The sequence below is a fragment of the Kitasatospora sp. NPDC004669 genome (assembly GCF_040609455.1).
GTDB lineage: Bacteria > Actinomycetota > Actinomycetes > Streptomycetales > Streptomycetaceae > Kitasatospora.
Window position 1 is genome coordinate 122,312 of record NZ_JBEXKB010000009.1, and the last position, 25,324, is coordinate 147,635.

The 25,324-nt window shown below is 73.2% G+C and carries 22 protein-coding genes; 11 read left to right on the plus strand and 11 right to left on the minus strand.

All coding sequences use genetic code 11. The features are described from left to right. Positions 1 to 24: 24 nt before the first annotated feature. The gene (locus ABZW30_RS10485; protein WP_355670643.1) at positions 25 to 675 is read left to right on the plus strand and encodes a TetR/AcrR family transcriptional regulator; all 651 of its coding nucleotides are present in this window, start codon (positions 25 to 27) and stop codon (positions 673 to 675) included. Positions 676 to 687: 12 nt separating this feature from the next. Here the strand turns inward: ABZW30_RS10485 and ABZW30_RS10490 are convergent, their stop codons facing one another. Continuing rightward, positions 688 to 1,929 (minus strand): sulfite oxidase, encoded by a 1,242-nt coding sequence (locus ABZW30_RS10490; protein WP_355670644.1) that lies wholly within the window; start codon positions 1,927 to 1,929, stop codon positions 688 to 690. A 235-nt stretch (positions 1,930 to 2,164) separates the two neighbouring features. Here ABZW30_RS10490 and ABZW30_RS10495 point away from each other — a divergent pair, with 235 nt between their 5' ends. From ABZW30_RS10495 to ABZW30_RS10505, 3 genes are all read left to right on the plus strand, one after another. Continuing rightward, positions 2,165 to 2,944, plus strand: coding sequence for an alpha/beta fold hydrolase (locus tag ABZW30_RS10495; RefSeq protein ID WP_355670645.1), 780 nt, complete (start codon positions 2,165 to 2,167; stop codon positions 2,942 to 2,944). 42 nt (positions 2,945 to 2,986) lie between these two features. Beyond that, positions 2,987 to 3,358: a MerR family transcriptional regulator gene (locus tag ABZW30_RS10500; RefSeq protein ID WP_355670646.1), complete on the plus strand. Its 372-nt coding sequence runs from the start codon at positions 2,987 to 2,989 to the stop codon at positions 3,356 to 3,358. A 247-nt stretch (positions 3,359 to 3,605) separates the two neighbouring features. Next, a complete protein-coding gene (locus ABZW30_RS10505) occupies positions 3,606 to 3,785 on the plus strand; it encodes a hypothetical protein (RefSeq protein WP_355670647.1) in 180 nt (59 codons plus the stop codon). Between the two features lie 238 nt (positions 3,786 to 4,023). Here ABZW30_RS10505 and ABZW30_RS10510 read toward each other — a convergent pair whose 3' ends face one another. Next, entirely contained in the window at positions 4,024 to 5,772 is a 1,749-nt protein-coding gene (locus tag ABZW30_RS10510; RefSeq protein ID WP_355670648.1) for a DUF2398 family protein, read from the minus strand. A 231-nt stretch (positions 5,773 to 6,003) separates the two neighbouring features. Between ABZW30_RS10510 and ABZW30_RS10515 the strand changes: the two genes are divergently transcribed. After that, positions 6,004 to 6,711: a lysoplasmalogenase gene (locus tag ABZW30_RS10515; protein ID WP_355670649.1), complete on the plus strand. Its 708-nt coding sequence runs from the start codon at positions 6,004 to 6,006 to the stop codon at positions 6,709 to 6,711. Between the two features lie 173 nt (positions 6,712 to 6,884). Here ABZW30_RS10515 and ABZW30_RS10520 read toward each other — a convergent pair whose 3' ends face one another. From ABZW30_RS10520 to ABZW30_RS10550, 7 genes are all read right to left on the minus strand, one after another. After that, the gene (locus ABZW30_RS10520) at positions 6,885 to 7,472 is read right to left on the minus strand and encodes a hypothetical protein (RefSeq protein WP_355670650.1); all 588 of its coding nucleotides are present in this window, start codon (positions 7,470 to 7,472) and stop codon (positions 6,885 to 6,887) included. A gap of 162 nt (positions 7,473 to 7,634) precedes the next feature. After that, positions 7,635 to 8,438: an exodeoxyribonuclease III gene (locus tag ABZW30_RS10525; RefSeq protein WP_355670651.1), complete on the minus strand. Its 804-nt coding sequence runs from the start codon at positions 8,436 to 8,438 to the stop codon at positions 7,635 to 7,637. Between the two features lie 101 nt (positions 8,439 to 8,539). Continuing rightward, positions 8,540 to 10,327 carry a gamma-glutamyltransferase gene (ggt, locus tag ABZW30_RS10530; RefSeq protein ID WP_355670652.1) on the minus strand — a complete coding sequence of 596 codons (1,788 nt, stop codon included), beginning with the start codon at positions 10,325 to 10,327 and terminating at the stop codon, positions 8,540 to 8,542. 241 nt (positions 10,328 to 10,568) lie between these two features. Further along, positions 10,569 to 11,630: an ROK family glucokinase gene (locus ABZW30_RS10535; RefSeq protein WP_355670721.1), complete on the minus strand. Its 1,062-nt coding sequence runs from the start codon at positions 11,628 to 11,630 to the stop codon at positions 10,569 to 10,571. 41 nt (positions 11,631 to 11,671) lie between these two features. Next, complete coding sequence (locus ABZW30_RS10540; protein ID WP_355670653.1) at positions 11,672 to 12,484, minus strand: ATP-binding cassette domain-containing protein; 813 nt, start codon at positions 12,482 to 12,484, stop codon at positions 11,672 to 11,674. 100 nt (positions 12,485 to 12,584) lie between these two features. Further along, positions 12,585 to 13,625, minus strand: coding sequence for an ABC transporter permease (locus ABZW30_RS10545; protein WP_355670654.1), 1,041 nt, complete (start codon positions 13,623 to 13,625; stop codon positions 12,585 to 12,587). Beyond that, entirely contained in the window at positions 13,622 to 14,641 is a 1,020-nt protein-coding gene (locus ABZW30_RS10550; RefSeq protein ID WP_355670655.1) for a substrate-binding domain-containing protein, read from the minus strand. The genes ABZW30_RS10545 and ABZW30_RS10550 overlap by 4 nt, the downstream gene beginning before the upstream one ends. A 310-nt stretch (positions 14,642 to 14,951) precedes the next feature. Between ABZW30_RS10550 and ABZW30_RS10555 the strand changes: the two genes are divergently transcribed. Then, positions 14,952 to 16,088 carry an alpha/beta hydrolase-fold protein gene (locus tag ABZW30_RS10555; protein WP_355670656.1) on the plus strand — a complete coding sequence of 379 codons (1,137 nt, stop codon included), beginning with the start codon at positions 14,952 to 14,954 and terminating at the stop codon, positions 16,086 to 16,088. A 158-nt stretch (positions 16,089 to 16,246) separates the two neighbouring features. Here the strand turns inward: ABZW30_RS10555 and ABZW30_RS10560 are convergent, their stop codons facing one another. Beyond that, positions 16,247 to 17,854 carry a helix-turn-helix domain-containing protein gene (locus tag ABZW30_RS10560; protein ID WP_355670657.1) on the minus strand — a complete coding sequence of 536 codons (1,608 nt, stop codon included), beginning with the start codon at positions 17,852 to 17,854 and terminating at the stop codon, positions 16,247 to 16,249. A 377-nt stretch (positions 17,855 to 18,231) separates the two neighbouring features. Between ABZW30_RS10560 and ABZW30_RS10565 the strand changes: the two genes are divergently transcribed. The 5 genes from ABZW30_RS10565 to ABZW30_RS10585 all read left to right on the plus strand — a co-directional run bounded on the left by ABZW30_RS10565 (position 18,232) and on the right by ABZW30_RS10585 (position 25,024). Then, positions 18,232 to 19,119 carry an FAD binding domain-containing protein gene (locus ABZW30_RS10565; protein WP_355670658.1) on the plus strand — a complete coding sequence of 296 codons (888 nt, stop codon included), beginning with the start codon at positions 18,232 to 18,234 and terminating at the stop codon, positions 19,117 to 19,119. Beyond that, a complete protein-coding gene (locus ABZW30_RS10570) occupies positions 19,116 to 19,607 on the plus strand; it encodes a (2Fe-2S)-binding protein (protein ID WP_355670659.1) in 492 nt (163 codons plus the stop codon). Before ABZW30_RS10565 ends, ABZW30_RS10570 begins: the two co-directional genes overlap by 4 nt. Continuing rightward, positions 19,604 to 21,970, plus strand: coding sequence for a xanthine dehydrogenase subunit D (gene pucD / locus ABZW30_RS10575; protein WP_355670660.1), 2,367 nt, complete (start codon positions 19,604 to 19,606; stop codon positions 21,968 to 21,970). Before ABZW30_RS10570 ends, pucD begins: the two co-directional genes overlap by 4 nt. A 287-nt stretch (positions 21,971 to 22,257) precedes the next feature. Beyond that, entirely contained in the window at positions 22,258 to 23,742 is a 1,485-nt protein-coding gene (locus tag ABZW30_RS10580; RefSeq protein WP_355670661.1) for an NCS2 family permease, read from the plus strand. Positions 23,743 to 23,836: 94 nt separating this feature from the next. Then, positions 23,837 to 25,024 carry an XdhC/CoxI family protein gene (locus tag ABZW30_RS10585; RefSeq protein ID WP_355670662.1) on the plus strand — a complete coding sequence of 396 codons (1,188 nt, stop codon included), beginning with the start codon at positions 23,837 to 23,839 and terminating at the stop codon, positions 25,022 to 25,024. Positions 25,025 to 25,043: 19 nt separating this feature from the next. Here ABZW30_RS10585 and ABZW30_RS10590 read toward each other — a convergent pair whose 3' ends face one another. Further along, the gene (locus ABZW30_RS10590) at positions 25,044 to 25,232 is read right to left on the minus strand and encodes a hypothetical protein (protein WP_355670663.1); all 189 of its coding nucleotides are present in this window, start codon (positions 25,230 to 25,232) and stop codon (positions 25,044 to 25,046) included. Between the last annotated feature and the right edge of the window lie 92 nt (positions 25,233 to 25,324).

Sequence of the window (25,324 nt, forward strand, 5' to 3'; positions counted from 1 at the left end):
GCCCCGGCCCGTATCATGGTGCGGGTGACCAAGGTTGACCTGTCACCACGGCCGGTGGAGGCGATGTCTCCGCGTCAGCTCGAACGCCGCGAAAGCCTGATCGCGGCCGCGCTCGCCCTGGTGAACGAGATCGGCGTCGAGCGGCTGCAGATGAAGCAGGTCTGCGAGCGGTCCGGAGTCGCCCTGGGGACGGCGTACCGCTACTTCTCCTCCAAGGACCACCTCCTGGCAGCGGCGATCGCCGAGTGGCACCGCCTGTTGCTGGCCGACCTGGTGGCCGAGCTGCGCGGACCGCGCGCCGGGCTGGGGGCCACCGACCGGGCGGTGCGGTACGTCCGGGGCGGGATGCGGGCCTACCAGCGCCAGCCCGAGCTGGCCCGGCTTCGGGTGGCCGTCGCCGCCTCCACCGATCCCTTCGCCAGCGAGGCCCTGCAGGGGATGGCCCGGGCCGACAGCGCCGCCCTGCAGGCGGTGACGGCCGAGGTGCCGGCGGCGGCAAGCGACCTGGTGCGGCACATCGTCGCGCACGCCTGGCAGGGGGAGCTGACCGCCTGGGTGACCGGCCGCACCACCCTCGGGGACGCCCGGCGGCGGCTGGAGGACGTGGTGCGGCTGGTACTGACCCCGTACGAGACCCACTACCCGGCCCCGTACGAGGTCCAGTCCACCGGCTGAGCCCCGGCTTCGTCAGACCACCGCCACCGGGTGCACCACCACGGCGCCGAACAGGTAGCCCTCCCGGTTGAACGGCGCCCGCTCCGACTGGGTGCCACCGAGGCGGTCCGTCGCGCGGGCGCGCAGCTCGTACGGGCCGGGCCGCTCGGGGCGCCAGTCGATGCTCCAACGCGTCCAGTTGTCGGCGAGCGGCTCCTCGCACAGCGCGGCGGGCCGCCAGCTCCGGCCGCCGTCGGTGCTCACCTCGACCCGGCTCACCGGGGCGGTGCCGGACCACGAACGTCCGTGCAGCCGGTGGTCTCGCCCGGCCTCCAGCACCGCGCCCGCGGCCAGCTCGAAGGCGGACTTCACCACCTGGGTGCTGAGCGGGGCACCGCCGCCGGGCGGGTAGTCCGGGCCGAACATCCGGTAGAAGTCGGTGTTCCACGGCGAGCGGAGCGGGTGGTCGGCCACCTCGATGCCGCCGACCCACTTGATCGAGGCGATGCCCACCCAGCCGGGCACCACCAGCCGGGCCGGCGCGCCGTGGTCGGGGGTCAGCGGCTCGTCGTTCATCTCGTACGCGAGCAGCACGTCCTCCAGCGCCTTGGCGACCGGCAGCGGGCGGCGCACCGGGCCGTAGTTGACGCCGCCGACCACGTAGTCCGGGTCCAGGCCGACCGGCAGCAGGTCCACCGCGCCGTCGGTCAGCCCGGCCGCCCGCAGCACCTCGGCCAGCCGGACCCCGCGCCAGCTCGCCGAGCCGATGCCGCCGAGCGTCCACGGGGTGCCGGGCACGGACTGGCGCTGCTGGCTGCGGTAGTAGCTGCGGCCGTTGCCGGCGCACTCGATCACCGCGTCGATCCGGGTGGCCGGCAGGGCCCGCAGGTCCGCCAGGCCGAACTCGACCGCCTGCTCGGCGGTCGGGGCGCCGCGCAGGCCGCTGCCGAACAGCCGCAGCCGCCAGCGGTCCGGGTCGATCAGCGGGGTGCCGGTGTGGTTGCGGACGAAGAACCGTTCCGTCGGCACATGACGGCCGATCGTGGCCTTGCCGTCGGCGTCACGCAGAGCCTCCCAACGCATCTCGGCATTGGTGTCGTGCGGGACGAACCACTCGGCAGGAAGCGGTTTGACGATTCCGGACACGGGCCAGGTCACCTCCTCGGCGGCCGCCCGGCCCGGGGCGAACACCGGCGCGGCCAACGCGGGCACAGTGAGCACCCCGGCGGCGGAGCGCAGCGGCATCCGGACGGCACTGTCCGAATGGCGCTCCATGTCTCAGCGTAGGGGCTCCGGCGCTTCACGTAACCAGGGGCGTCGGCCGGGGTTCCCGCGCGCGCTCCGGCTTGACCTTCTCACCGGTGTGAACACCTAGCGTTCCCGCTGTCGGAACAGTCCCGCGTGAACCCGCGTGAACCCGCGAAATCCCGCCTGTCCGGCCCGTCCGCGCTCGCCCACGTCCGTCCACGCCCGCCCGCCCATCCCCGCCCGCCCCGCCGAGGAGGCCCTCATGCCGTCCACCCCCACCGCGTTCGCCCCGCTCGCCCGGATCGTCCAGGGCTCCGGCCCCGGCCTGCTGCTCGCCCACGGCGCCGCCGGCAGCGCCCGGGACAACTGGGGTCCGCTGCTGCCCGACCTCGCCGCGCACCGCACCGTCGTCGCCCCCGACTACCCGGGCTCCGGTGACAGCCCGTACGAGCCCGGCGAGCCCACCCTCGACGAGCTCGCCGAGCGGCTGGTCGCCGCCGCCGACGAGGAAGGCCTGTCCACCTTCGACCTGGCCGGCTTCTCGCTGGGCGCCGCCGTCGCGGTCCGGATCGCCACCCGCCACCCCGAGCGGGTCCGCTCGCTGCTGCTGCTCGCGGGCGTGGCCGGCGGCTCGGCGCGGCTGAGCATGCTCTCGGAGCTGATGGTCGCCCTCGAGGACCGGCCGGCCGACCTCGCCCGGCTGATGCTCACCGTCGTCCTCGGCCACAGCTGGGTGGACGCGCTGCCCCCCGAGCAGCTCGCCGAGTTGGAGGAGGCGCTCAAGTCCCCGCTGCCGAAGGGCTTCCCGCAGCAGTTCCGGCTCGCCGCCCGGGTCGACGTGCGCGAGGAACTGGCCGCGATCACCGTCCCCACGACGGTCGTCGGCGCAGCCGAGGACATGCTCGTCCAACCGTCCCAGCACCGCCTGCTGGCCGAGGGCATCCCCGGCGCCCGCTTCGTCGAACTCCCCAGCGGTCACCTGCCGATGGTCGAGGCACTGCCCCAACTCCGCGACGTTCTGCTGGAGTTCGTGAAGGCCTGAGCCGACCGGGAACACCTCGATCACGGACCACGTTGCCCGATCATGCGCATCGGAGAACTCGCCCGCCTGACCGGGGTGTCCGCCCGCCTCCTCCGCTATTACGAGGAGCAGGGCCTGCTCCAGCCCGCCCGCACCGCGGCCGGCTACCGGGAGTACGGAGAGGAGGACACCGTGCGGGTCTGGCAGATCCGCAGCCTGCTCGCGGCCGGCCTGCCCACCCGGGTCATCGCCGAACTACTGCCCTGCGCCACCGGCCCGGTCCCCGTGCTGGAGGCCTGCCCGGACCTGGTCGCCACCCTGCGCGGCGAACTCGCCGACCTGGACGCCCGGATCGACGACCTCGCCCGCAGCCGCCGGGCACTCTCCCGCTACCTCGCCGCCGCGCACCGGCCGAGCGGGGAGCGCGCCGCCTGACCCTCCGTCCCCCGTCGGCCCGACGGAACGAAAGTTCCCACCCGCCTCCACCCCGCCCACGGCCTCCGGGCCGCCGTACGAGTCGCCGGCGGCGAGACCCTCGCCGCACGCGGACGCCCCCACTGACCAGCGCATACGCCCCACCCGGCGGCCGGGTGGGGCGTATGCGGCCAACCGACGCCCAACCCCCGTCCGGACTTCACCCGCGCGTACCGACCGTTCACACCGCCCTGGGACCCTCGCTGTCATGAACGCCAGCCCTCAGGCGCCCTACCAGGAACCGCGCTTCCCCCTCCCGCAGCGCCACCGCCGCCTCCTCGCCTGCACCGCCGTCCTCGCCTCCATCGCCCTCGGCACCCTCGGCGTCGGCGCCACCGTCGAAACCGTCCAGCGCGGCCCCCTCGCCACCACCACCGCCAGCAAGTAACCGGCCCCACCCAGCACCGCCGTCCACCCCGGACGCGGTGCTTTCGCGCTCCCTGCGCGGGAGGACGCAGCGCACCTGTGGGCCGTCGTCAGAGCGGACCCATGAGGTCCGGGCGCGGGCGTGGCGACCGCAGCCCGCCGCCTCGCACGGGCCCACGCCCGGTGCTGCCCACGCGGGCGCGAGCGATACCGGTTCCCCTTGCGGGCGGCCGCTCCCGCGGGCGGCGCCGGAATCCCTCCTACGCCCGCCGCCCCTCTCCCGCCGCCGGGGGCGGGACCGCCGGGCGGGAGTGGCGGCCGGTGCTGGGGGTGGGGTGGAGGTCGGGGGCCGGGGCGTAGCGGGCGGCCGGGGGGCGGAGGAGCCAGGTGGTGCGGGGGGTGGGGGCGATGAGGCCGAGGCGGTGGAGGAGGTCGAGGGCGTCTCGGCGCAGGGCGGTGCGGTCGGCGAGGTAGCGCGCGGGGAGGCCGTATTCGTCGGTGATGTCGCCGAGGACGCCGTCTATCAGGGCGTCGGGGATGGGGACGTCGCCGTCGGTGCTCTCGCCGGGCAGCGGGCGGACCTCCTCGACCAGGCGCTCGACCAGCAGCAGGGTGGCCTGGGCGAGGGTGCCGGCGCCGGGGAGGGCGAGGTCGGTGAGCTCGGCGGCCGGGTCGAGCAGGGCGACGCCCTCGGCGCGCAGTTCGGCTTCGAGACCGAGGAACTCGGCGAGCGCGGCCGGGCCGCTGAGCCGGTGCTCGTGCAACCAGGCGCGCCGCTCCTCGGGGAGGTCGGCGGCGAGGACGGCGGGCGTCTCGGCGAGGAGGCGGCGGACGGCGGTGGCGGGCTCGGCCTCGGCGGCGCGGCGGATGAGGTCGGCGGCGTCGTCGGCGAGGGCGGGCGGGCCGGCCGGGACGGCGCGGGCGAGTTCGCGGTCGACGGTGAGCACGAAGTCGGCGTCGGCCGGGTCGGACGGCAGGTCGCCCAGCACCTGCCAGGCGGCGAGCGCGGCGAGCGCCATCGTGAGGTCGGCCGGCTCGGCGGCGAGTTCGGGGGCGGCGGCGCGCATCGCGTCGAGCAGCCGCCCGTACGGGAGTTGCTCGGGGGCGTCGACGAGCAGGGCCAGGGCGAGCGCGAGTTGGGCGTAGCCGGCCGGGGTGAACGGGGCGCTGGTGACGGGGTGTTCGAGGCGGCGGGCGGCGCCGGGGCCGAGGCCCGCCTTGCAGAGCCGGGCGTGCCAGGGGCCGACGACCAGCCGGTAGCCGAGCAGGGTGTCGAAGCGCTCGGTGAGCCAGTCGCGGTGACGGCGGATCAGCGGGAAGCCGTCAGCGTGCGGACCGGAGGCGGTGACCAGCGGGCGGGCGAGCAACAGCCGGGCGGCGATGCGGCGTTCGGCGGCCGGGAGCTCCGCGCCGGATCGATCCTGCGGTTCGGTGGGTGTGCCCGGGAGCGCCCGGACCCGCTCGGGCTTGCGGTGCCTGCCGGGCCCGCCCGGCTTGGCGCCTGACCGGACGACGGGCAGTGCGGCATCGTCGCGCCGGGCCCGGCGCAGGCCGCCGTCGGTGCGGGCGTCGCGGGCGCGCGGGACGGTGACGCCGCCGTGGGCGGTCGGGCCGTGCCACCAACTGACGCCGGGGTCGGCGGGCTCGGCGGGGGCGCCGAGGTGGCGGGCGGGGTAGAGGCCGAAGGAGGCGGTGCACAGGTCGTCCGCGGTGCCGGGGGCGGCGGCGGCGAACCAGTGGGCGAGTCGCAGCAGCCCCGGATCGGGCGAGAGGCCCTCCCCGGTCGCGAGCGGGCCGTCAGCGCCGTCCTCGGGAGCGAGCTCGGCTGCCGCATCAGCACCGGCGGGGTCACGGTCCGGCGGGGAGTCCGACGAGCAGCCCGGGGAGGAGTCGGCTTCGCGTACGGCGAGGACGGCGTCGGCGGCTCCCCGTCCTGCCCCGCCCGTGCGTCCGTCCGGCCTGCCGACGGCCACCCGGGTGGCGCCGACCGCGTACTCCTGCTGCTCCATGTCGGGATCCAGACTAGACGGTGACCGGGTCACCCCGTGGCAGCAACCGCCCTCCTGAGGAACTCTCCGCAAGAGCCCTTGAAGCGGCCGCGCACCCTCCGCTACCCGGCCGTCCCGTCATCCACCGTACCCAACTGGGGTTACGCACGGGTAACCTGCTCTTTCCCCGGCCCCGTCGGCTCCTTCAGGGTCGATGGGACCCCACCCGAGCGACTCGGAGGCACTCGCCGCATGAGCATCAGTACGACCACCCGCGCCGCCGGCCTCGGCAGCCGCCTGCGTTCGGCCACCGGCCTGCTCGGCGGGTTCGCGGCCACCTCGGCGGCGCACCTGGGCTCGATCCTGTCCGGCGCCTCGGTGCTGCAGAACGCCACCAAGCCGGCCCTGATGCCGCTGCTGGCCGCGCACAGCGTGACGGCTGCCACGACGGCCGGTCGGCAGACGCCGAAGCTGCTGGCGCCGGCGCTGCTGGCGAGCGCGGGCGGGGACGTGCTGCTGCAGCTGAAGAACGACCCCGCGTTCCTGGCCGGCATGGGCTCGTTCGCGGCGGCGCACGTCTGCTACGTGACGATGTTCGTCCAGCGCGGGGCGCTCACCGACCGCCGTCGCGCCCTGGTGGTCGCGGCCGCGTACGCGACGGCCTGGGTGGGCCTGGTCAGCCGGCTCTGGCCGGACCTCGGGGACCTGAAGGTCCCGGTGGCGGGCTACAGCCTGCTGCTCACCTCGACGGCCGTCACCTCGGCCGGGCTGGGCTGGCGCACCGGGCTGGGCGGGGCGCTGTTCCTGCTCTCCGACACGCTGATCGCCACCCAGCTGGCGAAGTGGCGCGAGCTGCCGGGGCATCAGTTCTGGATCATGGCGACGTACGTCCTGGCCCAGTACCTGCTGGCCAGCGGCATCCTCCAGCACCAGGAGCGGCAGGAGCGGGCGACCGCCTGACGCACCGTCGCGGGGCCGGGGCCGGAGGGGGGCGGCGGGGCCGGCCCCGGCACCGGGCGGCGCCGGGGCGCCGCCGCGGGGCCGCCGCCCCCCCCGCCGTCGGCGCGCTCGCCCGGCCGTCCCCCGTGGGGGGCGGGGGCCGCGACGCGGGAACGCGAAGGAGGCGAGGGCCGTCAGGCGGCGCGCCTCCGAAGCAGCCAGAAGCCGCCGACACCGCCCGCGACCAGCGCCAGGCCGCTGACCAGCTCCGCCGGGTTGCCCGCGACCGAGCCGCCGAGGCCGGTCGTCACCGCACCGTGCGGGGCCACCTGCTGACTGCCGGCACCGGACTGGCCGAGCGAGCCGGCCCACTCCCCCGCCGCCTTGCCCCAGTCGCCGAGGCCGTTGTCGGGGCCGGCGGCCGTCACGGTGGTGACCGTGACGGTGGTCGAGAAGGCGCCGCCGTCCGGACAGGTGCCGTCGACCTTGCTGTCCCCTGAGTGCTGGGAGGCCAGCCGGGCGGAGCCGGTGTGCTTGCCGTCGGCGCCCAGGGTGAGGGTCGCGGGGCCGCCCTCGAAGGCGGCGGAGTGGGCGGCGATGGTCTTGGCGTCGGGCTTGTCCGACTTCTCGCAGGAGACCGTGACCCTTACGGTCTGGCCCGGTGCGGCCCGAGTCGGGCTGACCGAGGCCGCACCGTCCCTGGCGGATGCGAGGGGGGCCGTCAGACCGGTCAGCACCGTCGCGCCGATCAGGGCGGCGGCGGCCGTACGCATGGGGCGCATGCCGGAACCTCCGGGATTCTCGGGCGCAGTCGGGGACTCCCATGTCCACGTGGTCTTTCAACTGCACCCGGTCATTCACCGACGGTAGGCAGGCGCCTCGCGCCCGGCCACCGCTCAGGGCCGTTCGAGCGACGGCCCATCACTCAGCGTGATTCTCGTGACTCAGAGGTCGAGGTCGACCACGACCGGGGCGTGATCCGAGGTGCCCTTGCCCTTGCGGGCCTCGCGGTCCACGTAGCTGTCGGTGACGGCGTCCACGAAAGGCTTGTTGGCGTAGGTGAGGTCGATCCGCATGCCCCGGTTCTTCGGGAAGGCCAGCTGGCGGTAGTCCCAGTAGGTGTAGGGGCGGTCGTACTTGAGCGGGCGCGGCAGCACGTCGTGCAGGCCGATCCCGCCGAGCGCCTCCAGCGCGGCGCGCTCGGTGGGGGTGACGTGGGTGAGGCCCTCGAAGGCGGCGACGTCGTAGACGTCCTCGTCGGTGGGGGCGATGTTGAAGTCCCCGAGGACGGCGAAGGGGCGCGGGCCGGCCGCGTCCTCGACGGACGCCTTGCGCAGCGCCTCCAGCCACTCCAGCTTGTACCGGTAGTGCGCGTGGCCGACCTCGCGGCCGTTGGGCACGTAGACCGACCAGACCCGGACCGGGCCGCAGGTGGCGGCGATCGCACGCGGCTCGACGTCGGACAGCATGGCGCCGTCGGCGAGGAAGCCGGGCTGGTCGGGCAGGCCGCGCACGACGTCCTCCAGGCCGAGCCGGGAGACGATGGCGACGCCGTTCCACCGGCCGGTGCCGTGCGCGGCCGTCTCGTAGCCGAGCTCGCGGACCTCGTCGTACGGGAAGGCGTCGGCCGCGCACTTGAGCTCCTGGAGGCAGAGCACGTCGGGCTTGGCGCTCTCCAGCCACTCCAGGAGCTTGGGCAGCCGCGCGGTGACGGAGTTGATGTTCCAGGTGGCGATGCGGACGGTCACGGCGGGCGGCCTTCCCGGTGGTTCGGTCGGTACGGACGGGGGTGGGCCCCCGAGGGAGGCCCACCCCGAACATACCGCCCGCCACCGACAGGCCGATCCGGTCAGCCCGCGGGTCGGACCACCGCGGCCGAGCCGCCGCCGCGCCGCACCGGTTCGGCGGCGGCCACCCAGCGGCCGTCCGGCAGCCGCTCCACACCGGTGGCGGCGCCGATCTCGGCCACGGACGTGAACCGGTGCCCGAGGCCCTCCAGCCCGGCCCGCTCGGGCAGCGCCAGGAAGCCGGGCTCGGCCTGGGTGGCGACGGTGTTGCGCTGGCTGGCGCGCGGAGCGGCGATGGCCTGCTCCAGGCTCAGGCCCCGGTCGAGGCGACCGAGCAGCACCTGCAGGGTGGTGGTGATGATGGTCGCGCCGCCGGGGCTGCCGGTGGCCAGCAGCGGCTCGCCGTCGCGCAGCACGATGGTCGGGGACATCGAGGAGCGCGGCCGCTTGCCCGGGCCGGGCAGGTTCGGGTCGGGCACGCCCGCGGTGAGCGGGACGAAGTCGAAGTCGGTCAGCTCGTTGTTGAGCAGGAAGCCCCGGCCGGGGACGGTGATGCCGCTGCCGCCGGTCTGCTCGATGGTGAGGGTGTACGAGACGATGTCGCCCCAACGGTCCGCGACCGTCAGGTGGGTGGTGTTCGGCCCCTCGTACGGCTCGGCGACGGCCTGGCCGGTGTCGGCGCAGTCGGCCGGGTGGCGCGGGTCGCCGGGGGCGAGCGGGCTGGTGAGGGCGCGGTCGGGGCTGATCAGGCAGGCGCGGGAGGCGGCGTAGCGCTCGGAGAGCAGTTGCTTGGTCGGGACGTCGCCGAAGGCCGGGTCGCCGACCCACCGGTTGCGGTCGGCGAAGGCGATCCGGGAGGCGTCCAGGAAGTGGTGGTAGTACTGCGTGCCGCTGTAGGTCGAGAGGTCGCCGTCCTCCAGGATGTGGAGCGCCTCGCCGACGGTGGTGCCGCCGGAGCTGGACGGGGCCATCGAGTAGACGTCGTAGTCGCGGTAGGCGACGTGGGTGGGCGCCTGGCGGCGGACCTGGTAGGCGGCCAGGTCGGCGGTGTCGACCCTCCCGGGACGGGCGTTGCGGCCGGAGGCCGGGTCGACCGGCGGGTGCTGCACGGTGTTGACGATGTCCTTGGCCAACTCGCCCTGGTAGAAAGCCTTCACGCCGTCCTTGGCGAGCAGCCGGTAGGTGGCGGCGAGGTCGGGGTTGCGCAGCACGGTGCCGACCTCGGGGGGCTTGCCGCCGGGCAGGTAGAGCTCGGCGGTGGCCGGGAAGTCCTTGAACCGGTCGTAGTTGTCGGCCGTCTGGCCGCGGAAGGTGTCGTCGACGACGAAGCCGTTCTCGGCGATCCGCTCGGCGGGTTCGAGGTTCTGGGCGAGCGAGCGGGTACCCCACTGGCGCAGCGCGGAGTCCCAGGTGGCGGGGGTGCCGGGGACACCGACGGACAGGCCGCTGGTGACGGCGTCGGCGAAGGCCAGCGGCTTGCCGTCCTCCAGGAACAGCCCGCCGTCGGCCGTGCGGCCGGCCACCTCACGGCCGTCGATGGTGTGCACCCGGCCGGTGGCGTGGTCGTAGTAGACGAAGTACCCGCCACCGCCGATCCCGGACGAGTACGGCTCGGTCACCCCGAGCGCCGCCGCGGCCGCCACCGCCGCGTCCACGGCGTTCCCGCCCTTGCGCAGCACCTCGATCCCGGCCGCGGTCGCGTCGGCGTCCACACTGGCCACCGCCCCGCCCCACCCCACCGCCTCCGGCACCTTCGGCGGCGGCGCCGCGGCCCCGGCCGACCCGGTGGTGGCCCATATCAGAGCGGTGGCGATCAGCAGTGATGGCGCGAGGCGGGTCAGAGCCCTCATCCGAGTCCTCCTGATTCGACGTCAACTCATCAGTTGTTCCACAGGAGGCGTGATCCGACAAGCACACCGCTCAGCTACCAATGGGTAGTTGACGGATCAGCGGGAAGGGCGGGGGCGGAGAACAAAGAACAGCTGACAGATTTCAGCGAACAGAAGACGAAATCCGTTCGCTGAAATCTGTCAGCTGAAATCCGTCAGCTGAAAGCCGCCCGTCGCCGAAGCGCCCGGCAGGCGCCCTGCCCTACAGCGCGCTGCGCTCCACCCGCCGCCGCTTGATGGTGCGGAAGCGGCGGGCGATCTGGCGGGCCAGGTCGGCGGCGCCGACGAGGCCGGCATCGTTGCCCAGGGCGGCGTGGACGATGGTGGCCTCGGGGCGGAAGCCGCGGCCGGTGAGGGTGCGACGGAAGGTGTCGCGGGCAGGGCCGAGGAGGAGGTCCCCGGCCTCGGAGACACCGCCGCCGATGACGAAGCGGCCCGGGTCGAGGGCGGCGGCCAGGTTGGCGATGCCGACGCCGAGCCAGGTGCCGACCTCGTAGAGCAACTCGGTCGCGGTCGGGTCGCCGTCCTGGGCGGCCTCGGTGACCAGCGGACCAGTGATGCCCTCGACCGCGCCACCCGCCCGGGCGAGCAGCGGCTGCACCACCGGGGACTCCTCGGCGACCAGCTCACGGGCGTCCCGTACCAACGCGTTGCCCGAGGAGTACTGCTCCCAGCAGCCGCGGTTGCCGCACGGGCAGCGGTGCCCGCCGGGCACCACCTGCATGTGCCCGAACTCGCCCGCCAGGCCGTACTTGCCCCGGTCGACGTAGCCGTCCCGGACGACCGCGCCGCCGATGCCGGTGCCCAGGGTGAGCATCACCATGTGGTCCTCGCCGCGCCCCGCGCCGAACCGCCACTCGGCCCAGGCGGCCGCGTTGGCGTCGTTCTCCACGATCACCGGGAAGCGCAGCCGCTCGCTGAGCACCTCCTGGAGCGGCTCGTTGCGCCAGTTGAGGTGCGGGGCGAAGAGCACCCGGGAGCGGTCGGCGTCGACCCAGCCGGCCGCGCCGATGCCGACCGCGTGGACGTCGTGCCGGTCGGCGAGACGCAGCACCAGCTCGACGATGACGTCCTCGACGACCTTGGGGCTCTTGCTCTTGTGGGGGGTGTCGGTGCGCAGCTTCTCCAGCACCTTGCCCTCACCGTCGACGACTCCCGCGACGACCTTGGTGCCGCCGATGTCGACGCCGATGGTGGGCAGCCGCAGTATCCCCGCGGGCAGGGCGCGGCGCCGGCGCTCGGCGCGCGGGCCGAGGCCCAGCAGGGTGGGCAGGACGGCCGGCCGGGTGCTGCCTTGGGGGCTGGTCACGGCTGCGGACGCTCCTCACTGGACGTGGTGTCGTTCGGTCGGGCCAGCTCGTGCGAGAGCTCGGCGAGGTCGGAGCCGCCGGCCATCTCGGTGGTGAGCTGCTCCAGGCCGATCTCTGCTCGCGGGTGGCTGCCGGCCATCCGCCCCCGCTTGAGCAGGGTGAAGTGGTCCCCGACCAGGTAGGCGTGGTGCGGGTTGTGGGTGATCAGGACGACCCCGAGCCCGGCGTCGCGGGCCGCGGTGACGTACTTGAGCACCACCCCGGACTGCTTGACGCCGAGCGCCGCGGTCGGCTCGTCCAGGATGAGCACCCCGGCACCGAAGTGCACGGCGCGGGCGATCGCCACGCACTGGCGCTGGCCACCGGAGAGGGTGCCGATCGGCCGGTCGACGTCGTGCAGGTCGATGCCCATCTTCGCGAGCGCCTCGCGGGTGGCGGCCCGCATGCCGTCGGCGTCCAGGCGCAGGCCGCCCCAGCGGCGCATGCCCTGCTCGGAGCCGAGGAAGAAGTTGCGCCAGACAGGCATCAGCGGGACGACCGCGAGGTCCTGGTAGACCGTGGCGATGCCGCGGTCCAGGGCCTGGCGCGGGGAGTCGAAGCGGACCTCCTCGCCGCCGATGGCGTAGCTGCCCTCGTCGTGCTGGTGCAGCCCGGCGATGATCTTGATCAGGGTGGACTTGCCGGCCCCGTTGTCGCCCAGCACGCAGCTGATCTCGCCGGCCCGAAGGGTCAGCGAGACGTCCTGCAGCGCCCGGACCGTCCCGTAGGTCTTGCCGACACCGTCAAGGGACAGAAGCTCGTCACTCATGCGCCCACCTCGCTTCGCTCGGCAGGGGCATTCGCCCACACACGCCTCTCGATGACTCGCTCTCCCCCGGCCTCCGGCCGGGGGTGCCCGCATCGCCCACTCATCGCGGTCCCCGTTCCGCCCGGCGCTTGACGTAGGCGTTGAGCAGCGCGGCCAGCAGCAGCATCGCGCCGAGGAAGAACTTGAACCAGTCCGGGTTCCACTGCGCGTAGATGATCCCCTTGCCGGCCATGCCGAAGATCAGCGCGCCGAGCGCGGAGCCGACCACCGAGCCGTAGCCGCCGGTGATCAGGCAGCCGCCGATGACCGCCGCGACGATGTAGATCAGCTCGTTGCCGACGCCCTCGCCGGACTGCACGGTGTCGAAGGAGAACAGCAGGTGCTGCCCGAGCACCCAGGCGCCGAAGCCGACGCCCAGGTAGAGCACGGTCTTGGTCCGGGCGACCGGCACGCCGACCGCACGGGCGGCGGCCGCGTCGCCGCCGACGGCGAAGATCCAGTTGCCGAAGCGGGTGCGCATCAGCACCCAGCTGCCGACCACCAGCAGACCGAGCCACCACCAGACGGTGGCCTTGATCGCCAGTCCGCCGATGTTCACCTCGGAGGCGAACAGCCGGCGGCAGGACTCGAAGCCCTGCATGTCCGCGATCGACTTGGTGGAGACCGTCCCGGAGATCGCCTTGGTGACGCCCAGGTTGGCGCCGGTCAGCATCAGGAAGGTGCCCAGGGTGACGATGAAACTGGGCAGCTTGGTACGGCCGAGCATCCAGCCGTTGAACCAGCCGATCGCCAGGGTGGTCGCCAGCGAGACCAGGACGCCGACCCAGGTGATCGCGGTGAACTGGTACGAGACCATCGAGGAGGTCAGCGCGGCGGTGGTGACCAGGACGCCGGCCGACAGGTCGAACTCGCCGCCGATCATCAGCAGCGAGACCGGCACGGCCATGATCCCGATGGTGGACGCCGCGTAGAGCACGGTGCCCAGCGAGGAGACCCGCAGAAAGGGTTCGGCGACGGCCGCGAAGACCGCGAACACCGCGACGGCGGCGATCAGCGAGCCGAGCTCCGGGCGGGCGAGCAGCCGCCGCAGGGCCGCCGGGCGGTCCTGGACGAGCAGGTCCGAGGTGCTCGACGTGCTCACCTGGTCCCCCTCGCGACGTACTCGGCGAGCGCGTCGGCGTTGTCCTTGGTCAGGATCTGCGGGCCGGTCGCGACGGGCTTGCCGCCGCCGAGCATGTCCAGGTTGGACTTGTACAGCCAGAGCAGGTCGACGCCCTCGTAGCCCTGGAGGTAGGGCTGCTGGTCGACGGCGAAGCCGACGCTGCCGGACTTGAGGCCGGCCACCACCTGCTGGCCGAGGTCGAAGGTGTCCAACTCGACGTTCCGGTGGGCGTCCTGGACGGCCTGCAGCCCGGTGGCGGCCATCGGGCCGGAGAGGGTGAGCACGGTGTCGATGCCGGGGTCGGCCTGGAGCTTGGCGGAGATCGCGGCGCGGGCGTCAGGCATGTCGACACCGTTGACGTAGAGGACCTGGAAGGCGGCGCCGGACTTGGACTGGGCGCCGGAGCAGCGCTGCTCCTGGCCGACGTTGCCCTGCTCGTGGATCACGCAGAGCACGCTCTTGCGGCCACGGGAGGCCAGCTCCGCGCCGGCCGCCTGGCCGGCCGTGGTCTCGTCCTGGCCGATGTGGGTGAGCGCGCCGAACCTGGCGGAGAACTCCTGGCCGGAGTTGACGGTGATCACCGGGATGCCGGCCGCCTCGGCCTTGCCGAGGACGTCGGCCATGGCGTCGCCCTTGGCGAGGGTGACCAGCAGACCGTCGACCTTCTGGTCGATGGCGGCCTGGACGAGCTGGACCTGGTTCTGGGTCTGCGCGTCGTTGGAGTACAGGAAGGTGATGTTGTCCTTGGCGGCGGCCTGCTCGGCGCCCTTGCGCACGCTGTCCCAGAAGGCGTCGCCGGCACCGGCGTGGGTCACCATGGCGACCTTCCAGCGCGGGGTGGTGACGGCGCTGCCGCCGGCGGCCGCTGCCTTGGCGCGGGCCTCCTCGGCGCGTCTGCCTCCGGTACTGCTGCAACCGGCCGCGGTGACCGCGAGGGCCAGGACGGCGCACACGGGCCAGAAGCGGCGGGACGGGCGAAAGCGGGTTGTGCTCATCCCCATAGTCTCTCTGGCCCGCCCGTGCGGGCTCGCACCGCCTCGCCCAGCACCGCGAACGGCTCGGGTTGTAAGGTGCCGCGGGGGACCTTCCTGGTATTCCGCTGGATATCTGGTCCGGACCACCGCCGTCCGGGTGGCAGACTAGGCGCCGATCCGAAGCGGGGACATCACGGCAACGTGATGTTCCTCTCAGGTTCCGCACAGATTCGGACGGCAACCGATCATCGGTTCTCAGCCGTCTGATGCCATTGACGTGCGTCCGGGCGAGTGGGGCCCGGACGGCGAGCGACCCGGATACGAGAACTCGATGGAACTGACAGGTACGCCATTCTTCATCCTCACCGTCATCCTTGTGCCGGTCTCCATCACAGTGGCGTTGCTGTTCTGGGGGAAGGTGCGCGGCCCCCAGCCGGTGCAGATCCTCTCCCGGCTCGTCATGATCATGTTCTGCCAGGTCACGGCCGTGCTGATGGTCTTCGTGATGGTCAACAACGCCAACCTGATCTACGGCAACTGGGACGACCTGCTCGGCACCGGTGACCACGTCCGCGCGGTGCCCTCGGTGCCTCCGGCGGACCCCGCGGGCACCGCCCAGAACGGCCAGTCCGGCGACGCCGGCAAGCAGCAGCCGAAGGTGCTGCAGAAGTTCGGCGGCGTGAACGACCCGGCGGTGCCCGGCGACGTCCAGAAGACCGAGCTCAAGGGCCAGGTCTCCGGCGTCGACGGTGAGGTGCTGGTCTGGCTGCCCCCGCAGTACAACGACCCCGCGTTCAAGGACAAGAAGTTCCCGGTCGTCGAGCTGATCCCGGGCTACCCGGGCTCGTCCTCCACCTGGTACGGCACCCTCAAGGTGTCCGAGCAGCTCAAGCCGCTGATGCAGCAGGGCAAGGTCGCCCCGTTCATCCTGGTCTCGCCGCGCACCCTGCTCCTGGGCAACCACCAGGACGCGGGCTGCACCGACATCCCCGGCAAGATCAACGCCGACGCCTGGATCACCCGCGACGTCCCGCAGATGGTGATGGACAACTTCCGCGCCGACCCGTCCTCGGACCGCTGGGCAATCGCCGGCTACTCGGCCGGTGCCCACTGCGCGGCCAAGCTCGCGGTGGCCCACCCCAACCGCTACCGGGCCGCCATCGCGATGTCGGGCTACAACGACCCGGCGACCGAGGGCGACTCGCTGGTCGGCAAGGACCCGAAGCTGCGCGAGGCCAACAACCCGGTCAACATCCTCAAGGCCGCCCAGCAGCCGCCGAAGGTCGCCCTGCTGGTCAGCGGCGCCAAGGGGGACGGCTACGAGGACGGCCAGGCGATCGCCGCCGTGGCCAAGGAGCCGACCAAGGTCCAGGTCGAGGAGAGCACCGGCCCGCACACCACCGACATGTGGAAGCGGATGGTCCCGAGCGCCTTCGAGTGGCTGACCACGATCATCCCCGCGCAGTAGTGACCGACCGTCACGATTGAGGGCCCGCCGCGAGTGTTCGCGGCGGGCCCTCGGCCGTTTCCCCGGCAGCCACCGGACGGGACCGGCCGGACCGGACGCCACCTGACGGGACCGGAGACGACGGGGAATGAGGCGACGGGGAACGAGGCGACGGCGGATCAGGCCAGTTCGAGCGCCAGGTAGAAGTCCACCCGGTCCTCCAGCCGGGAGAGGTCCCGCCCGGTCAGCTCCTCGATCCGGCCGATCCGGTAGCGCAGGGTGTTGACGTGGACGTGCAGCTGCCCGGCGCAGCGGGTCCAGGAGCCGTCCGAGCGCAGGAAGGCCTCCAGGGTGCGCACCAGGTCCGCCTGGTGCTCGATGTCGTACGCGATCACCTTGTCCAGCAGCCGGCTGCGGAAGGCCCGGCGGACCTCGTCCGGGACGGCGGCCAGCAGCAGCACGTGCGAGGCCAGCTCCTCGGGGCCGGCCACGCAGACCCGGCCGATCCGGGCGGCGGCGATCCGGCGGGCGTGCCGGGCCTCCTCCAGGGCGCCGCGCAGGCCGCCGGCCCCGGAGGCGGGGGCGGAGACGCCGAGGGTGATCCGGCCCTCCGAGCCGAGCCCGGCCTCCAACGGGGCGAGCAGGTCGCGCAGGGTGTCGGCGGGCACCGGGGTGTCCAGGGCGGGCAGCACCACAACGGCGCCGCTGCCCGACCCGGCGACCAGCGCGCGGTCGGTGGTGCCGCCGAGCGCCTCCTCCAGGACGGCCCGCACCATGCCCTCGGGCAGGCCGGCGCCCTCGGCGCTGAGCACCAGCCAGGAGTCGTCCTGGGCCTGGGACTTGGCCTCGGGGCTCTCGTAGCGGGCGGCCATCGCCGAGGAGGCGTACAGGGTGCGGCTGATCTCGGCCGGGTCGGCGTCGCGGCGCAGCAGGGCGAGCAGTTCGTCGGCCAGGCGGCGGCGCAGCCGGCGGCCCTCGTCCCGGCGGTGACGTTCGGCGGCGACCAGCCGGGCCAGGTTCTCGGCGAGCTGCTGGCGCTTGGTGGTCCACTCGGTGACGTCGCCGGCCACCGCGAGCACCCAGTCGGCCAGCGGACAATCGGCCTGCGGCGCCTCGTGCTCGGCGGAGGCCGCGGCGGGCAGCAGCGAGTAGGCGCCGCCGGCCAGTCGGGCCCGGTGTGGGGGGCGGCGGCGCTGGCGCTGGGCGGCGAGGTGGGCGCGGACCAGCTGGTCGCGGTCCTCGGCGGTGAGCCGGTCGGCCGGGCCGGCGATCACCGCGCCGGTCGGGGTGAGCACCCAGCAGTCCAGGTCGAGGTCGCCGCCGAGCAGGTCCAGCACGGCGTCCAGCCCGCCGCCGCCGGCCGCCGAGACCAGCAGCCGGTGCCGGTCGACCAGGGCGGCGAGGTCGGCGGCGCGGTCGGCGGAGACCTGACGGCCGATGAACTCGGTGACGGTGCCGAAGGCGATGTCGTCGGGGACGGCCAGCAGCGGCATCCGGTGCCGGCGGCAGGCCTCGACCAGATCCTCGGGCACCGGGCCGACCTCGGCCTCGCCGGCCGCCAGGGCGACCGCGCCGCCGGCCGCGATGGTCCGCACGAACCGCTCGGAGTCGGCCGGGCCGCCGCGCCAGAGCATCCCGGTGAGCACCAGCTCGCCGCCGTGCAGGTAGCGGCCGGGGTCGTGCAGGTCCGTGGTCATCACACCGCTGACCTGCCGGTCCAGCTCCTCCTCGGCCGCGAGCAGGCGCAGTCGCGGGGCGCCGGGGGCGAGCAGGTCACGGACACGCATCCGCGGACTCCTAACGGGGGGCTGGAACGGGGGCTGGAACAGGCGGCATACAGGGGGCTGGAACGGGGGGAGGAGGGCCGGACGCCCGGCCCGGGGGTCACAGTGTGCCCGAACATCCGTGCTCGGTGTTACGTACCAGGGGCCGCCGGGTCACGGGGCCGTAGCCCGCCCGTCACGGCCGGATTACGGTCGTAGGTAGCACTCGGTGAACACCTGGGCTGCGGGATTCTCCTCCTTAGAGGAACGTACAGGATGCCGGGCGGGACCACAGCCGGGGCTTCATGCCATCGGTGACTGCCAGTGGCCCCCGTCACAGGGGTTCACTGGGCGACACGCCGCCGGACACCCGGTCGGCGAAGACTTGAGGAGACACCCGCATGGAGTTCCTTCGGCCCGCCACCTGGGACGAGGCTCTCGCGGCGAAGGCTGAGTATCCGACCGCGCTGCCCATCGCGGGCGGCACGGACGTCATGGTCGAGCTGAACTTCGACGTGCACCGGCCATCCGCGATTCTCGACCTGAACCGCGTCACCGAGCTGACCGAATGGACGAACGACGGCAGCGTCGTCCGGCTGGGCGCCTCCGTCCCGTACGCCCGGATCATCGCGGAGCTGTCCGGGCCGCTGCCCGGGCTCGCGCTGGCGGCCCGCACCGTCGGCTCCCCGCAGATCCGCAACCGCGGCGGCGTCGGCGGCAACCTGGGCGCGGCCTCCCCGGCCGGCGACTCCCACCCGGCGCTGCTGGCGGCCGGGCGGGACGTGTACGTCGAGGCGGCCTCGGTGCGCGGCACCCGGATGATCCCGATCGACGACTTCTACGTCGGGGTCAAGCGCAACTGCCTGGAGGCGGACGAGCTGATCCGGGCCGTGCACATCCCGGTCGCGGACGGCCCGCAGCAGTTCTCGAAGATCGGCACCCGCAACGCGATGGTGATCGCGGTCTGCGCGTTCGGCTTCGCCCTGCACCCCGGGAACGGAACCGTCGGCACCGGTATCGGTTCGGCTGCCCCCACGCCGCGCCGCGCCGTCGAGGCCGAGGAGTACTTGCAGGGTGTGCTCGCCGAGCGCGGGCTCTGGGAGTCCGGCGAGCTGCTGGGCACCGAGGTGATCCAGCGCTTCGGCGAGCTGGTGAAGGCCGCCGCCTCCCCGATCGACGACGTCCGGGGCACCGCCGACTACCGGCGGCACGCGCTGGCCGTGATGGCCCGCCGCACCCTCACGTGGTGTTGGAACGACTACAGCAAGCAGATCAGGAGCGCGGCATGAGGGTCACGTTCACCGCCAACGGCAAGCCGGTCGAGGCCGACGACGTGTGGGAGGGCGAGAGCCTGCTCTACGTGCTGCGCGAGCGGGTCGGTCTGCCGGGTTCGAAGAACGCCTGTGAGCAGGGCGAGTGCGGCTCGTGCACCGTCTACCTGGACGGCGTGCCGGTCTGCTCCTGCCTGGTCGCGGCCGGCCAGGTGCAGGACCGCGAGGTGCGCACGGTCGAGGGCCTGGCCGAGGAGAACGGCGAGCTGGGCCTGGTCCAGCAGGCGTTCATCGACGCCGGCGCCGTCCAGTGCGGCTTCTGCACCCCGGGTCTGCTCGTGCAGACCGACGCGCTGCTGGATCGCGAACCGCAGCCGAGCGACAACGACATCCGCGAGGCACTGTCGGGCAACCTGTGCCGGTGCACCGGCTACGAGAAGATCATGGACGCGGTGCGGCTCGCCTCCGCCCGCAAGTGCGCCGGTGAGGGGGCTGGTTCGGAATGACCGCGCGGACCATCCAGGGCCAGAAGAACCTGCAGAACATCAACCAGGCCTCCAGGGACGGCATCGGCGGCTCGCCGCTGCGCCCGGACGGCAACCTGAAGGTCAAGGGCGAGTTCGCGTACTCGTCCGACATGTGGCACGAGGACATGCTCTGGGGTATGGCGCTGCGCTCGCCGCACCCCCGGGCCGACATCCTCTCGGTGGACATCTCCGAGGCGCTCAAGGTGCCCGGCGTCTACGCGGTGCTGACCCACGAGGACATCCCCGGTTCCAAGTACTACGGCCTGGAGATCCAGGACCAGCCGGCCCTGGCGATCGACAAGGTCCGCTACCACGGTGAGGCGATCGCGCTGGTCGCGGCCGACCACCCGGAGACGGCCCGGCGCGCGGTGAAGAAGATCAAGGTCGAGTACGACGTGCGCACCCCGATCGTCACCGAGGAGCAGTGCCTGGACCCGCAGACCCACGGGTACGTGCACGAGCCGCACGAGTACAAGTCGCACGCGTACGGCAACATCTGCCATGAGCAGAGGCTGGTCTCCGGCCTCGGCGTGACCGACGAGGTGCGGGCGATGGCGGACGTCATCGTCAGCGGCGACTACGAGGTCGGCATGCAGGACCAGGCCTTCCTCGGCCCGGAGTCCGGCCTGGCGGTGCCCGCCGAGGACGGCGGTATCGACCTGTACATCGCCACCCAGTGGCTGCACGTGGACCGCGAGCAGATGGCCCCGGTGCTGGACCTGCCCCAGGAGAAGGTCCGGCTCACCCTTGCCGGTGTCGGCGGCGCCTTCGGCGGCCGCGAGGACATCTCCATGCAGATCCACGCCTGCCTGCTGGCCCAGCACACCAACAAGCCGGTCAAGATCGTCTACTCGAGGGACGAGTCCTTCTACGGCCACGTCCACCGCCACCCGGCGCGGATGCACTACGAGCACGGCGCCACCCGGGACGGCAAGCTGGTCTTCGCCGACTGCCGGATCGTGCTGGACGGCGGCGCGTACGCCTCCGCCTCCCCCGCCGTGGTCGGCAACGCGGCCTCGCTCGGGCACGGCCCGTACGTGATCCCGAACGTCAAGATGCACGCCATCGCGCTGTACAGCAACAATCCGTCCTGCGGGGCGATGCGCGGCTTCGGCGCGGTGCAGGCGGCGTTCGGCTACGAGTCGCAGATGGACAAGCTGGCGGCCGAACTCGGCATGGACCCGGTGGAGTTGCGGCAGCTGAACGCGATGTCGGAGGGCGACTTCATGCCCACCGGCCAGCAGATCGACTCGCCCGCGCCGGTGGCCGAACTGCTGCAGCGCGCCAAGGACATGCCGCTGCCGCCGCCGCTGGACACCGAGCACCTGGACGTGCGCGCGCTGCCCGGCGCGTTGTCCAACACCTCGCACGGCGAGGGCATCGTGCGCGGCGTCGGCTACTCGGTCGGCATCAAGAACGTCGGCTTCTCCGAGGGCTTCGACGACTACTCCACCGCCCGGGTGCGCCTGGAGGTGATCGGCGGCGAGCCGGTCGCCATGGTGCACACCGCGATGGCCGAGGTCGGCCAGGGCGGCGTCACCGTGCACGCCCAGATCGCCCGCACCGAGCTGGGCGTCGAGCAGGTCACCATCCACCCGGCCAACACCGAGGTGGGGTCGGCCGGTTCGACCTCCGCCTCGCGCCAGACGTACATGACCGGCGGCGCGGTGAAGCTGGCCGCCGAGGCCGTCCGACGGGAGCTGATCGAGAAGGGTCGGCGCCGTTACGGCTGGACCCACAAGGACATCACGCTCGCCGGCGGCAGGGTGGTCTCGGAGAGCGCCGGTGTGCTGGTCCCCATGGTGGACCTGCTGGGCGACGAGGCCATCGACCTCACCCGCGAGCACCACCACCGGCCCACCCAGGCCTTCGACAAGGAGACCGGCCAGGGCTTCGGCCACGTCCAGTACACCTTCTGCGCCAACCGCGCGGTGGTGGACGTGGACGTGGAGCTGGGCCTGGTCAAGGTGGTCGAGCTGACCGCCGTCCAGGACGTCGGCAAGGCGCTCAACCCGCTCTCCGTGGTCGGCCAGATCCAGGGCGGGTGCACCCAGGCGCTCGGACTCGCGGTGATGGAGGAGATCATCGTCCGGGACGGCAAGGTCCGCAACGCCTCCTTCACCGACTACCTGATCCCCACCATCCTGGACACTCCGCCGATCCCGGTGGACGTCCTCGAACTTCCCGACCCGCACGCCCCGTACGGGCTGCGCGGCGTCGGCGAGGCGCCGACCGTGTCGGCGACGCCATCGATCGTGGCGGCCATCCGCAACGCCACGGGCCTGGCGCTGGGCAGGATCCCGGTCCGGCCCGAGCACCTGACCACCGAACAGCCGGGCTGATCCCGGGAGTTCGACATTCGGGAGTACGGCCTCCGGAAGCTCCGGAAGCACGGACCTCCCCGGGGCGGCGACGCGTCCTCCCCGCCGCCCCGGGGCCTCCCCCACCCGCTGCCCTGCCCACGCCGGGGTTCCGCAGTGGTGCGCACCACCCTCAACTGCACCGCTGGCACTCCCCCGACGAGTGCCCCCCCCACAGTGAGTCGATACCGTCCCCCTGTGCCACCTTCGTTGACTGGCAGTCAGGTCGGCTCGCCCACCCCAACCCCCTTTGACACTTGGGAGTGGACATGACCAGGATCCCCACGGAGCCCGGCACCACCGAAGCAGACAGACCCATCGGGGACGAGGCCCGTCCCTCGTCCCCGGCACCACGCCCGAACGGCGCGCTGGACGCGTACTTCAAGATCTCGGCCCGGGGCTCGACCCTCGCCAACGAACTGCGCGGCGGCCTCACCACGTTCATGGCGATGGCGTACATCATCCTGCTCAACCCGCTGATCCTCAGCGGCGCGGACGTCAACGGCGTCAAGCTCGACCACGCCGCACTGACCACCGCCACCGCGCTCGCGGCCGCCGTCACCACCATCCTGATGGGCCTGGTCGGCAACGTGCCGTTGGCCCTGGCCGCCGGACTCTCGGTCTCCGGTGCGGTCTCCGCGCTCGTCGTCCCCCACACCACCTGGTCGCAGGCCATGGGCCTGTGCGTGATCTACGGCCTGCTGATCGTGCTGCTGGTGGTCTCCGGCCTGCGCGAGAAGATCATGAACGGCATCCCACTGCCGCTCAAGCACGCGATCACCATCGGTATCGGCCTGTTCGTCACGATCATCGGCCTCTACAAGGCCGGATTCATGCACACCGGCGGCCCCACCCCGCTCTCGCTCGGCCCGGCCGGCGAGCTGACCGGCTGGCCGGTGCTGATCTTCTGCATCACCCTGCTGTCCGTCTTCGTGCTGATGGCGCGCGGCATCCGCGGCGCGATCCTGATCGGCATCGCCGGCGGCAGCGTGCTCGCGATGGTCGTCAACCGGGTCGCCGGTGTGCCGGCCTCCGCCTGGAAGAACTCCGTGCCGGTGTGGCCCGGTAGCCCGGTCTCCGCGCCCGACTTCAGCCTGTTCGGCCACGTCGACCTGTTCGGCGCCTTCGGTGGCCACGGCATGGGCGCGATCAGCGCCTCGGTCGCGGTGTTCACCCTGGTGCTGGCCGGCTTCTTCGACGCGATGGCGACCATCATCGGCGTCGGCACCGAGGCCGGGCTGGCGGACAGGCAGGGCCGGATGCCCGGCCTGTCCAAGGCGCTGTTCATCGACGGCGCCGGCGGTGCGGTCGGAGGCCTGGCGGGCGCGTCCGGCCAGACGGTCTTCGTCGAGTCCGCGACCGGTGTCGGCGACGGCGCCCGGACCGGCCTCGCCTCCACCGTCACCGGCGGCCTGTTCGCCCTGATGCTGTTCTTCTCGCCGCTGGCCGGCATCGTCCCGGTCGAGGTCGCCTCCGCGGCCCTGGTGGTGATCGGCTCGATGATGATGAGCCAGGCCCGGCACATCGACTGGTCCGACCGCGAGGTCGCCATCCCGGCCTTCCTCACCTGCGTGCTGATGCCCTTCACGTACAGCATCACCGCGGGCGTCGCCGCGGGCGTGATCTCGTACTCGGTCCTCAAGGCCGGCCAGGGCAAGTGGCGCGAGCCCGGGCTGCTGATGTGGATCCTCACCACGGTCTTCGTGCTGTACTTCGCACTCACTCCGATCAAGTCCTGGCTGGGCGTGCGCTAGGCGCCGTTCCCCGTGCACCACCGCCGCCGTACGGGATCGTTTCCCGTACGGCGGCTCTCCCGCTACTGTCGAAACCGTGTAAGGAGCCTCCGACATGCAGGACATCGCCGAGCAGTTGCAGGCCTGGCACGCGTCCGGGCGCTCCTTCGCCATGGCCACCGTGGTCGGCGTCTCCGGCAGCGCCCCGCGCGACCCGGGAGCGGCACTGGCCGTGGACGCGGCCGGGGAGGCGGTCGGCAGCGTCTCCGGCGGGTGCGTCGAGGGCGCGGTGTACGAGCTGTGCCAGGCCGCGATCGAGAGCGGCGAGCCGGTCCTGGAACGCTTCGGTTACAGCGACGAGGACGCCTTCGCGGTCGGGCTGACCTGCGGCGGGATCCTCGACGTGTTCGTCCAGCCGGTCGTGCCGGGGGCGGACCCCGGAATGGACGCGGGCCTCGCCCACATCGCCGCCGGGACCCCGGTCGCGCTCGCCCGGGTGATCGAGGGCCCGGCCGGACTGCTCGGCGCCACCCTCGCCGTCACCGCCGGCGATGCCTCCGGGGCGCTCTCGGTGGGACCGTCCACGGTCGGCGCGCTGGAGCGGGCGCTCATCGCCGAGGCCCGGGCGATGCTGGACGCCGGGCGGACCGGGCGGATCGTGCTCGGCCTGGACGGGCGGCCCTGCGACGAGCAGGAGCAGGGCACGGTCACCTGCTTCGTCGAGTCCTACGTGCCCGCGCCCCGGATGCTGGTCTTCGGCGCGATCGACTTCGCCGCCGCCGTGGTGCGGATCGGCAAGTTCCTCGGCTACCACGTCACGGTCTGCGACGCCCGGCCGGTCTTCGCCACCGCCCGTCGCTTCCCGGACGCGGACGAGGTGGTGGTCGACTGGCCGCACCGCTACCTGGACTCCCAGCTCGGCCGGATCGACGGGCGCACCGTGCTGTGCGTGCTCACCCACGACGCCAAGTTCGACATCCCCCTGCTGGAACGCGCCCTGCGGCTGCCGGTCGGCTACGTCGGCGCGATGGGTTCGCGCCGCACCCACCGCGACCGGGAGGCCAAGCTGCGCGAGGCCGGACTGACGGACGCCGAGCTCGCCCGGCTGCGCTCCCCCATCGGCCTCGACCTGGGCTCCCGCACCCCCGAGGAGACGGCGGTCTCGGTCGCCGCCGAGATCATCGCCCATCGGCGCGGCGGCAGCTGCCTGCCCCTGAGCGCCGGGGACGGGCCGATCCACCACGACGTGGCCGCTGCGCCTTCGGAGGATGCGGCCGCGAGCAGTCCACCGCACGCCGCGTGACGGCCCCCTGGAGCAGTGTTCAGCGCACCACGCGGTGGGCCTCGAAGATCTGCGGCGGGTCGGCCCGGCTGCCGAGCACGCCCCCCAGGGCCTGCCGCCGCCGGCCCAGCGCGGAGGTGTGCGGGATCAGCCCGGTGTCGAGCCCTGGCGTGAGGGTGAGCAGCCCCACGACGAGGACGAAGGACCACAGAGCGGCTGTCATCTCCATGGGCCTCGATGCTCCCACGGCCCCGACGAGGCTCTCGGTCCGCCGTCCCGGGCGGGACGGACCCACGCGGTCGGCCGGCCGGTGACGGTGGC